Annotated in this window: 8 protein-coding genes; 1 reads left to right on the forward strand and 7 read right to left on the reverse strand. The window is 72.9% G+C overall.

Features of this window, described 5'->3' with window-relative positions:
- Nucleotides 1–186: 186 nt before the first annotated feature.
- From VFJ94_RS16240 to eno, 4 genes are all read right to left on the reverse strand, one after another.
- Nucleotides 187–1,185: an exopolyphosphatase gene (locus VFJ94_RS16240; protein WP_325005266.1), complete on the reverse strand. Its 999-nt coding sequence runs from the start codon at nt 1,183–1,185 to the stop codon at nt 187–189.
- Nucleotides 1,178–1,711, reverse strand: a complete 534-nt coding sequence (locus VFJ94_RS16245; protein WP_325005267.1) for a DUF501 domain-containing protein — start codon at nt 1,709–1,711, stop codon at nt 1,178–1,180. Before VFJ94_RS16245 ends, VFJ94_RS16240 begins: the two co-directional genes overlap by 8 nt.
- A 7-nt stretch (nt 1,712–1,718) precedes the next feature.
- Complete coding sequence (locus tag VFJ94_RS16250; protein ID WP_325005268.1) at nt 1,719–2,099, reverse strand: septum formation initiator family protein; 381 nt, start codon at nt 2,097–2,099, stop codon at nt 1,719–1,721.
- 233 nt (nt 2,100–2,332) lie between these two features.
- Nucleotides 2,333–3,634 carry a phosphopyruvate hydratase gene (gene eno, locus VFJ94_RS16255; RefSeq protein WP_325005269.1) on the reverse strand — a complete coding sequence of 434 codons (1,302 nt, stop codon included), beginning with the start codon at nt 3,632–3,634 and terminating at the stop codon, nt 2,333–2,335.
- A 465-nt stretch (nt 3,635–4,099) separates the two neighbouring features.
- On the opposite strand from eno, the gene VFJ94_RS16260 reads away from it, so the two are divergent.
- Nucleotides 4,100–5,593 (forward strand): sugar transferase, encoded by a 1,494-nt coding sequence (locus VFJ94_RS16260; protein WP_325005270.1) that lies wholly within the window; start codon nt 4,100–4,102, stop codon nt 5,591–5,593.
- Between the two features lie 3 nt (nt 5,594–5,596).
- Here VFJ94_RS16260 and VFJ94_RS16265 read toward each other — a convergent pair whose 3' ends face one another.
- The 3 genes from VFJ94_RS16265 to mfd form a co-directional block, all read right to left on the reverse strand.
- Nucleotides 5,597–6,673 carry a MazG family protein gene (locus tag VFJ94_RS16265; protein ID WP_325005271.1) on the reverse strand — a complete coding sequence of 359 codons (1,077 nt, stop codon included), beginning with the start codon at nt 6,671–6,673 and terminating at the stop codon, nt 5,597–5,599.
- A 13-nt stretch (nt 6,674–6,686) separates the two neighbouring features.
- Nucleotides 6,687–7,229, reverse strand: a complete 543-nt coding sequence (locus VFJ94_RS16270; RefSeq protein ID WP_325005272.1) for a hypothetical protein — start codon at nt 7,227–7,229, stop codon at nt 6,687–6,689.
- A gap of 146 nt (nt 7,230–7,375) precedes the next feature.
- On the reverse strand, nt 7,376–10,606 hold a 3,231-nt coding region (gene mfd / locus VFJ94_RS16275; RefSeq protein ID WP_325005273.1), incomplete at its 5' end, for a transcription-repair coupling factor.

Consider the following 10,606-nt stretch of genomic DNA (forward strand, 5'->3'; position numbering starts at 1 on the left):
GTGGATGACCCTCTTCCTCGTCACCTACGGCGTCGTGGACACCACCTTGTCCAACGGGACCTGGGCCCTCGGCATCACGACCGTCGCCTGGATGGCCGTGCGCCTGCACGGGCAGCGGCGCCCGTCGGCGCGGCTCGCCGTGGTGGCGGCCGCCTCCCGGCCGGTGCCTGGCCCGCGTGGCGCGGGTCAGCTGACCTGGGACAGCGCGATGCCGTCGAGGATGTCGTGCTCGGAGGTGACCACCTCGGCGATGCCCGCCGTGTCGGCGACGCGGGCCACGACGCGCGACCAGATCAGCGCGCCGGCGCCGATGACGTCCACCCGCCCCGGGTGCATGTAGGGCAGCCGCGCCCGTTCGCGCCTCGGCATGGCGAGCAGGTCCGCCGCCGCACGGTGGATCCGCTCGACCGGGACCCGGGCCAGGTGGATCACGTCCGGGTCGTATGCCGGCAGGCGCAGGGCGTGCGCCGTGATCGTCGTGACGGTGCCGGCCAGCCCGACGAGCGCCTGGACCCCGTCGAGCGGCACGACGCCGACCGCCTCGTCGATGGCGGCGTCGACGTCCGCGCTCGCGGCGGCCACCTGCTCGGCCGTCGGCGGGTCGCTGAAATGGTGGCGCTCGGTCATCCGGACGCAGCCGATGTCGACCGAGCGCGCGGCCTCGACGGTCGTCGTGCCCCTCACGAACTCGGTCGAGCCGCCGCCGAGGTCGACGACGAGGTAGGGCCCGTCGATGCCTCGCACGCGCAGCCCTCCCGTCGCGCCCCGGAAGGACAGGCGCGCCTCCTCGTCGCCCGAGACGACCTCGGGCGCCACCTCGGCCCCGAAGGCCTCCCGGAAGGTCTGGCGCACCCCCGTGGTGAAGTCGCCGGCGTTGCGGGCGTCGCGCGAGGCCGACGTGGCCACGAAGCGGACGCTGGTCGCCCCCAGCTCCCGGCACTGGGCGGCATACGACCGGGCAGCGCGCAGCGTGCGCTCGATGGCCTCCGGGTCGAGGACGCCGGCGCGGTCCACCCCCTGCCCGAGGCGGACGATCTCCATGCGGCGCACGACGTCGGCGAGCTCGCCGGTGTCGGGGTGGACGTCCGCGACGAGCAGGCGGATGGAGTTCGTGCCGCAGTCGACCGCACCGACCCGCACACCGTCCGACGACGCCCTCGGGTCGGCCACGGTGCGGTCAGCCACCGTCGGGTGCTCTCGTCTCGGCGCGCGCCTCGGCGCACGACGTCGGCGACCACCACTGCCCCACGCTCGCCAGCACCTCGTCACCGAGCGGGTTGACCCCCGGACCGGCCGCCAGGGAGTGCGCGGCGAGCACGTGCAGGCACTTGACCCTCGTCGGCATGCCCCCGGCCGAGACGCCCGCGATCTCCTCCACGTGCCCGAGCTCGCCGCGGCTCGCGAGGTAGTGCTCGTGGGCCCGCGCGTAGGCCGCCGCGAGCTCGGGGTCCCGCTCCAGCCGCGCGCTCATCTCCCGCATGACGCCCTGGGTCTCCAGGGTGCTGATGGCCCCGGTGAGCCGTGGGCACGTGGCGTAAAAGGTCGTGGGGAAGGGTGCGCCGTCGGGCAGGCGCGGCGCCGTGCGCAGCACGTCGGGCTCGCCGCAGGGGCACCGGTGCGCCACGTGGGCGACTCCACGCGGCCGCCGGCCGAGCTGCCGCTCGACCGCCTCGAGGTCCGAGGCGGCGACCGGGTGCGGTGAGGTCGTCATGCGCCGGTCACCTCGACTTCGGCAGCCCCGCCGCGGGTCGGTCGGCGATCTGCACCGACTGCCACAGCTTGCCGTACCACGGCGACGAGGCGTTGGCGAGCGGAGCGGCCACCACCGGGCGCTCCGCGGGCTTGGGCGTCGTCGGCCCCGCGCCGGCGTCGATGACGGAGTAGGCACGGTCGCCGACGCGGACGAACTTCAGGCGCTCACGCGCCTGGACCTCGATGTATGCCGGGTCCTTCCACAGCGCCGCCTGTCGCTGCAGCTGCTGCACCGTCGCGCGCTGCTGCTCGACCTTGCCGGCGAGCGCGGCCGCGTCCCCCCGCTGCGCCACCAACGAGCGGACCGTGGGCATGAGCATCACGGCGAGGACGACGAGGATGCCCACGAGCACCGCGCCCCGGACCCACGCCGTCGACGGGGCGGGCGGCTGAGGCTGGGGGGTGCGAGGGCGGGCCGCCCCGCCCGGACGCTCCCGGCCCGAGGCCGTCGCGCCGGAGCGAGGCGGTCGCGGGCGGGCCGAGGCCCCCCGGACCGGGGCGGGGCGCACGCCTGCCGCCCGCGGGCGGCCGGGCCCCGGCCGGGCCGCGCGTGGAGGCGTGCGCTCCGCCACGACTGCGCTCAGGCCTGCGCGCCGAAGCGCTCGGTGTCGAAGCGGGGGAACGCGCCGGCGCCTGCGTAGACGGCGGCGTCGTCGAGCTCCTCCTCGATGCGCAGCAGCTGGTTGTACTTCGCGACCCGCTCGGACCGGGCCGGCGCGCCGGTCTTGATCTGGCCGCAGTTGGTCGCGACGGCGAGGTCGGCGATGGTGACGTCCTCCGTCTCGCCGGACCGGTGGCTCATCATGCAGCGGTAGCCGTTGCTGTGCGCGAGCGCCACGGCGTCGAGCGTCTCGGTCAGGGTGCCGATCTGGTTGACCTTGACGAGCAGGGCGTTCGCGGTGGAGGTCGCGATGCCCTGGGCCAGCCGCTTGGGGTTGGTCACGAACAGGTCGTCGCCGACGATCTGCACCTGGGCACCGAGGCGTTCGGTCATCGCCTTCCAGCCGTCCCAGTCGCTCTCGTCGAGCGGGTCCTCGATGGACACGAGGGGGTAGGAGGCGACCAGCTCGGCGTAGTAGTCGATGAGCTCTCCAGAGGTCTTGGTCGAGCCCTCGAAGGTGTAGCCGCCATCGCCGTGGAACTCGGACGCGGCCACGTCGAGCGCGAGCGCCACGTCCTGGCCCGGGACGTAGCCGGCCGCCTTGATCGCCTGGACGATGATGTCCAAGGCCGCCCGGTTGGACTCGAGGTTGGGCGCGAAGCCGCCCTCGTCGCCGAGACCGGTCGAGAGACCGCGCTCCTGCAGCACCTTCTTCAGCGCGTGGTAGACCTCCGTGCCCCACCGCAGGGCCTCGCGGAAGCTCGGGGCGCCGATGGGCGCCACCATGAACTCCTGGATGTCGACGTTGGTGTCCGCGTGCGAGCCGCCGTTGAGGATGTTCATCATCGGCACCGGCAGGATGTGGGCGTTGGGGCCCCCGACGTAGCGGAAGAGCGGCAGGGCGGCCGACTCCGCGGCGGCGCGTGCCACCGCGAGGGAGACGCCGAGGATGGCGTTGGCCCCGAGGTTCTCCTTGTTGTCCGTCCCGTCGAGGGCCATCATCTCGGCGTCGATGAGCCGCTGCTCGCTCGCCTCGAAGCCGACGAGGCGCGGGTTGATGGTGTCGATGACGGCGTCGACGGCCTGCTCGACCCCCTTGCCCGAGTAGCGCCCGGCGTCGCCGTCGCGACGCTCGGAGGCCTCGAAGGCGCCGGTGGACGCGCCCGACGGCACGGCGGCCCGGGCGAAGGTCCCGTCGTCGAGACGGATCTCGACCTCGACCGTGGGGTTGCCGCGCGAGTCCAAGATCTCGCGGGCACCAATCTCCTCAATGCTGGCCACAGTGCTCTCCTCTGGTGGCGCCTGCTGGTGGCGACCGTGACGGGTGGCGTACGGCCCCGAGCCTAGCCCGTGGCGCGCTTCCCCCGAGCGAGCGACCCGGCCTGCGGACGGAGCGCGTGGTCAGGCCGTCTGGCGCGAATGTCCGCGTTTCGCCACGGCGCGTCGTGGCCCACGGCATACTTCCGAATGTCGTCGCCAGACGGCACACGGGATCGTCATCCGGGGGGATGACGGCAGGGCCCTGATCTCGGCTGGCGGCGAGCGGGACCACGACGCGCCAGGGGTGGCGGGTCGGGGATGAGGCAGGACGGCCCGCGCCAGGGGTGGCGTGGGCGGGAGAGGCACCGCCAGGGGTGGCGGTGCCAGGGGGAGGACGAGGTCGCCCGGGATGGCGACGTTGGGGGAAGGGCCGCCGTCGTCGGAGGCCGAGGGGAATGAAAACCACCGGGGGGGTGGGTGTCAACCATGAGTGATGCCGTTCGGCCATCAGCTCTGACGCTGGTCGACTTTCGGGCACGACCGGTCCGTCAACCGCTTACGCAGCGCTCGCGTGGGCAGCGCGCACTACAGCTCAGCATCGCCGCGGGCGATCTCGCCATCGTCTCGATCGCGACGACGCTGGCCGCCGCCGGTCGCACCCGACTGACGGTCTTCGACGAGACCACCGGGGTCAACGTCATCGCCTTGTCCATCGGCGGCTACGTCGTCCTCGGCTGGATGCTGATGAACGTCCTCGTCGGCAGCTACGACCGGTCGGCGTTGGGCGTGGGCACGACCGAGTACGCCCGGATCTGCTCCTCGGCCGCCGTCACGGCGAGCCTGATGGGGATCACGAGCTACCTGACGAAGTTCCCTCTGTCCCGAGGATTCTTCGTCCTCCTCTTCGCGCTGGCCGTGCCGGCGCTCGTGGCATGGCGGTATGCCGGTCGGCAGCTCGTCCACAGCGCACACAGCAAGGGCCACCTGCTCACCCGGGTCCTCATCTCGGGCGACCCGCAGCACGTCGACGACGTCGCCAAGGTGCTGAGCCGCGAGTCGTGGCTGGGCTACCAGATCGTGGGGGCCCTGCTGCCGCACGGCCACCGGGCCGGGATCACGGGAAGCGGCATCCCGGTCGTCGGCCGAGTGGCCGAGACGGCAGAGGCCGTGGGCAGGCACCTGGCCGACGTCGTCGTCTTCGCGGAGGGGTCGTTCGCGACCCCCGCCGACTTCCGGCACGTCGCGTGGGACCTCGAGGGCCGGGACGTGCAGATGGTCGTCGTGCCCAGCCTCAGCGACATCTCGGCCGAGCGGGTGACGATGCGCCCCGTCGGCGGCCTGCCGCTCGTGCTCGTGGAGCAGCCCCAGTCGCTCGGCGCCTCCCGGGGGCTGAAGCGAGCCTTCGACATCGTCGGCACCCTGTCGGTGCTCGTCCTCGCCCTGCCGATCATGGCCGCCCTGGCGGTGGCGATCCGGCTCGAGGACGGCGGTCCCGTCCTGTTCCGGCAGACCCGGGTCGGCCGGGACGGACGCCTCTTCGAGTGCCTCAAGTTCCGCAGCATGGTCGTCGACGCGGAGGCGCGGCTCGCCGAGATCCGGCACCTCAACCGCAGCGTCGAGGGGGTGCTGTTCAAGCTCACCGACGACCCGCGGGTCACGCGGGTGGGCAAGCTCATCCGGCGCCTGTCGCTCGACGAGCTGCCGCAGCTGTTCAACGTGCTGCGCGGGGACATGAGCCTCGTCGGGCCTCGCCCGGCGCTACCCTCGGAGGTGCACCGCTACGACCCGGACGTGCGCCGTCGTCTGCACGTGCGGCCCGGCCTGACCGGCCTGTGGCAGGTGTCCGGCCGGTCGGACCTCAGCTGGGAGGACACCGTCCGCCTCGACCTCTACTACGTGGACAACTGGTCGATCGTGCAGGACGTCGCGATCCTCCTGCGCACCGTCCACGCGGTGCTCGCCTCGCGCGGAGCCTACTGAGCGCTAGGGCCCCGCGGCGCCCCCGGTGTGACCCGGCCTGCTCGGCCGGGCCCCGCCGGGGGCGTCCTCCGTCGTGGTGGCCGGCGCCGACAGCTCGACCAGCCGGCGCAGCGTGTGCCGGAGCGCGCCCTCGGCGTCGACGCCGGCCGACCGGGCCCGCCGGACGAGGGCCAGCAGCTCGCGCCCGAGCGGCGGGACCTGCCCGTCGAGGGCGACCTCGTCGAGCAGGTCGGCGCGACCCGCCCGCTCGAGGCGGCTGACGAGCTTCGCGGCCCGCGCCAGCGCCGGCAACGAGGCCGGCACGCCGTCGAGGGGCGACCTGCGGTGCTGCTTCTCGTCGGCCTTGATCGTCTCCCAGTTCGCCTCCACGGCAGCCGCGGTCGCGGCCTCGACGTCGGCGAAGACGTGGGGGTGACGACGGACGAGCTTGTCGACCAGGCCGGCGGCCACGTCGTCGATGCCGAAGGGCCGGACCGGGTCCTCCTCGGCGACCCTCGCGTGGAAGGCCACCTGCAGGAGCAGGTCGCCGAGCTCCTCCTGGACGTGCACGGGATCCTCCGACTCGATGGCCTCGACCGCCTCGTGCGCCTCCTCGAGCAGGTAGGGCAGCAGGCTCTCGTGCGTCTGCTGCGCGTCCCAGGGGCAGCCCCCAGGCGACCGGAGCCGGTCCATGACCGCCACGACGTCGAGGAGCCGGGAGCCCGGCACGTCGTGCGAGCCGATGAGCACCTCGACGTCGGGTGGGTCCTCGAGCCGCGTCACCTCGGCGGCGACGGCCTCGTTGAGCCCGGGGTCGCCGTCGGAGGAGCCGACCCAGACGGCCGCCGTCCCGGCCGACCGAGACGGGTGCGCCGCTTGGCGCGGCACCGCGGCCAGGAGGGCCCGGGCGAGTGCTCCCGGCTCCTCCTGAGGGCGCCAGGTCACGCGCAGGCCGGCCTGCTCGACCGCGGCGGCCTGCGGCTCGCCCCGCACGGCCCAGATCTCGGCAGCCTCCTCGAGGGCCCGCCAGGCGTCGCGGGTGAGCAGCCCGGGCGCCACCCGTGGCGAGGTGAGCAGCAGCGTCAGCCGCGGGGCGGTCACCGTCGGGGACGTCTCACTGTCCGGCGCCGGCCGCGGCGGGTTTGATCCAGTTGGGCTGGTCCTCACCGAGCGAGAAGTAGACCGGGCCCTCGTCGGACGGGTGGACCGCGCCGTACTTGGGGTTGACGGTGATCTTCGCCTTCTGCAGGCTCTGGCGGTAGCCGGCCACGTCAGCCGGCGTCATCCGGGCGGAGTCGAGCAGGGCCACCGCGGAGACGAACTCCTTCGTGGTCTCGGTCGCGTTGGGGATCGCGGCGACGACCGAGGCATACGTCTCGTCCGGCTTCCAGCTGCCGGACTTGTCGACCTGGGCCTTGAGCAGGGGCGCCGCGATGAGCGCGGTGACGACGATGTTCTCGGAGAACTTGAGGTTGGCCCCGGACAGCTGCTCGGCGGTCTGGCGGACGTCCGACTCGCGGATGATGGAGCCGTTGACGATCGCGGCGGCCTGCTGCCGCGTCTCCATGCCGCATCCGCCGAGGAGCGCGACGGCGCTCAGGCCGGCGACGGCGGTGGCGGCGAGTCGCTTCCCGGGCAGGGCTAGCCAAGCGTTCACTGATGTCCTCCTCGAGCGGATGCGGGTGCAATCCTACGGGCACGCCGCGCACCCGGCTCCGCCGCCTCGCTGGACGTCCCCGGGCCCGTGCGCGCCCGTCCGGGCCCCGGCACGGCATACCGCACTCGCGGCAACGGGCGGAGCGCTCAGGCCGCCGCGATGTCGTCGAGCAGCACGGCGGTCAGCAGCTGCCGGGCCCACGTGAGCACCTCGACGTCGCGCAGCGGCTTGCCGCCCACCCGGGCGGTCGTCGGCATCGGGACGAGGATCGTGCCCGGGGCCTCCTTGACGATGGTCCCCGGGTAGAGGCGCAGCAGGCGCAGCTGCTGGCTCTCCCGGAGCTGGGGCACGGGTCCGAACCGGACGAACTTGCCCTGCGCGCCGATGTCGCCGATCTTCGCCTTGCGGGCCACGACCCGCAGCCGCGCGACCTCGAGCAGGTTGCGGACCGGCTCCGGCGGTGCGCCGTAGCGGTCCCGCAGCTCGGCCTCGATCTCGTCCACGGCCTCGAACGTCTCGACGGTGGCGAGCTTCTTGTAGGCCTCGAGGCGCAGCCGCTCCCCCGGCACGTAGTCGTGCGGCAGGTGCCCGTCGACGGGCAGCTCGATCTTGATCTCCACCGGCGCGTCCCTGACCTCGCCGCGGAAGTCCGCGACCGCCTCCCCGATGAGCCGCACGTAGAGGTCGAAGCCCACGCCGGCGATGTGGCCCGACTGCTCCCCGCCGAGAAGGTTGCCGGCGCCACGGATCTCGAGGTCCTTCATCGCCACCTGCATGCCCGAGCCCAGGTCGGTGTGGCTGGCAATGGTGCGCAGCCGGTCGTGCGCCGTCTCCGTCATGGGCTTCTCCGGCGGGTAGAGGAAGTAGGCGTAGGCCCGCTCCCGGCCGCGACCGACGCGGCCACGCAGCTGGTGGAGCTGGGAGAGGCCGAGGACGTCGGAGCGCTCGACGATGAGCGTGTTGGCGTTGGAGATGTCGAGACCGGTCTCCACGATGGTCGTGCAGACGAGCACGTCGTACCGCTTCTCCCAGAAGTCGCCGACGACCTCCTCGAGCCGGTGCTCGCCCATCTGGCCGTGCGCCGTCGCGATGCGCGCCTCCGGGACGAGCTCGCGCAGCCTGCTCGCGGCCTTCTCGATGCTCGACACCTTGTTGTGGACGAAGAAGACCTGCCCCTCGCGCAGCAGCTCGCGCCGGATGGCGGCGGTGATCTGCTTCTCGTCGTAGGCCCCGACGAAGGTCAGCACCGGGTGCCGCTCCTCGGGCGGCGTTGCCAGAGTGGACATCTCGCGTATGCCGGTCACGGCCATCTCCAGCGTGCGCGGGATCGGGGTGGCCGACATCGACAGCACGTCCACGGCCGTGCGCATCGTCTTGAGCAGCTCCTTGTGCTCCACGCCGAAGCGCTGCTCCTCGTCGATCACGACGAGGCCGAGGTCCTTGAAGCGGACCTCGTTGGACAGCAGGCGGTGGGTGCCGATGACGAGGTCGATGGTGCCGTCGGCGAGCCCGTCGAGCACCTCCTTGCTCTCCTTGTCGGACTGGAAGCGGGACAGCGCCCGCACCTTGACCGGGAACTGTGCGTAGCGCTCCGAGAACGTCTGCTGGTGCTGGCTGACGAGCAGGGTGGTCGGCACGAGCACGGCCACCTGCTTGCCGTCCTGGATCGCCTTGAAGGCGGCCCGGACCGCGATCTCGGTCTTGCCGTAGCCCACGTCGCCGCAGATGAGCCGGTCCATCGGGACCTGCTTCTCCATGTCCGCCTTGACCTCCTCGATGCTCGACAGCTGGTCGGGCGTCTCGACGTAGGCGAAGGCGTCCTCGAGCTCGCGCTGCCACGGCGTGTCGGGCGCGAAGGCGTGGCCCTTCGTGGCCTGCCGAGCGCTGTAGAGGCGGATGAGGTCGTTCGCGATCTGCCTGACGTAGCGCTTGGCCCGCGACTTCGTCTTCGTCCAGTCGGAGCCGCCCATCTTGTTGAGGGAGGGCTCCTCGCCGCCGACGTACTTCGTGACCTGGTCGAGCTGGTCGGTCGGCACGTAGAGCCGGTCCCCCGGGTGCCCGCGCTTGGACGGCGCGTACTCGATGACGAGGTACTCGCGCGTGGCGCCGCCCACGGTGCGCTGCATCATCTCGACGAAGCGGCCGACGCCGTGCTGCTCGTGCACGACGTGGTCGCCCGGCCGCAGCTGGAGCGGGTCGACCTGCGCCCGCCGACGCGACGGCATACGGCGCATGTCCTTCGTCGACGGCCCGGTGCCCGGCTGTCCGGTCAGGTCGGTCTCCGTGAGCACCTCGAATCGCTCACTGTCACAGACGAACCCGCGGCCAAGCGAGCCGGTGGTGACGCTCACCCGGCCAGCGGGAAGGGAGGTGGCCTCCAGCATGCCGACCGCCACCTCCTCGTCGCGCAGCACCTCGACGACGCGCTTGGCCAGCCCCGCACCCTCGGTGACGACCGCCACACGCCAGCCGTCCTGCGCACGGGCCCGCAGGTGCTCGACCGCCCGCTCGGTGTCTCCCCGGAAGGCCTCGGGGTCGACCGTACCCAGCGCAACCCGCTCGTCGACGTCGTCCTCCTCGATGACGAGGTCGGCGTCGGCGGCGAAGGGCGTCAGCGTCCACCACGGCCGCCCGGAGGCGAGCGCGTGCGCGCGGACCTCACCCAGGGTCCAGTAGGACGCGGTGCCGAGGATCGACTCGAGGTCCACGGGCACCTGGTTGCCCGCCGCGGCGTTCGCCCAGCTCGCCTCGAGGAACTCCGCGCTCGTCGCGACGAGGTCGTGGGCGCGGGTCCGGATCCGCTCCGGGTCGGCGAGGACGATGAGGGAGGACCGCGGCAGGACGTCCAGCACGGACTCCATGCCGTCGACGAGGGCCGGGGCGAGCGACTCCATGCCCTCGACGGCGATGCCCTCGGAGACCTTGGTCAGCATGTCCGCGACGCCGGGCAGCTGCTGGGCGAGGGCGGCGGCCCGCTCGCGCACCGACTCCGTGAGCAGCACCTCGCGGCAGGGCGGCGCCCACAGGCCGTGCTCGGCGACCTCGAGGCTGCGCTGGTCGGCCACCTTGAACCAGCGCACCTCCTCGACCGCGTCCCCCCAGAACTCGATCCGGACAGGGTGCTCCTCGGTCGGCGGGAAGACGTCGAGGATGCCTCCGCGGACCGCGAACTCTCCGCGCTTCTCGACGAGGTCGACGCGGGAGTACGCCGCCGCCGACAACGCCTCGACCACAGTGTCGAGCTCGGCGGTGGAGCCGGGTTCCAGCACGACCGGGACGAGGTCGCCGAGCCCCTTGACCTGGGGCTGGAGGACGGAGCGGACCGGTGCGACGACGACCTGGACCGGCGGGGCGTCCGGGGTGTCCTCGGGGTGGAC

It is taken from the genome of Intrasporangium sp. (genome assembly GCF_035688975.1).
In the GTDB taxonomy this organism is placed as follows: Bacteria; Actinomycetota; Actinomycetes; order Actinomycetales; family Dermatophilaceae; genus CALMNV01.

What these genes read in the sequence shown, in the direction of transcription:
- VFJ94_RS16260 (WP_325005270.1), top strand. Translation starts at nt 4,100, where the DNA reads ATGAGTGATGCCGTTCGGCCATCAGCTCTGACGCTGGTCGACTTTCGG.
- VFJ94_RS16245 (WP_325005267.1), bottom strand. Translation starts at nt 1,711, where the DNA reads ATGACGACCTCACCGCACCCGGTCGCCGCCTCGGACCTCGAGGCGGTC.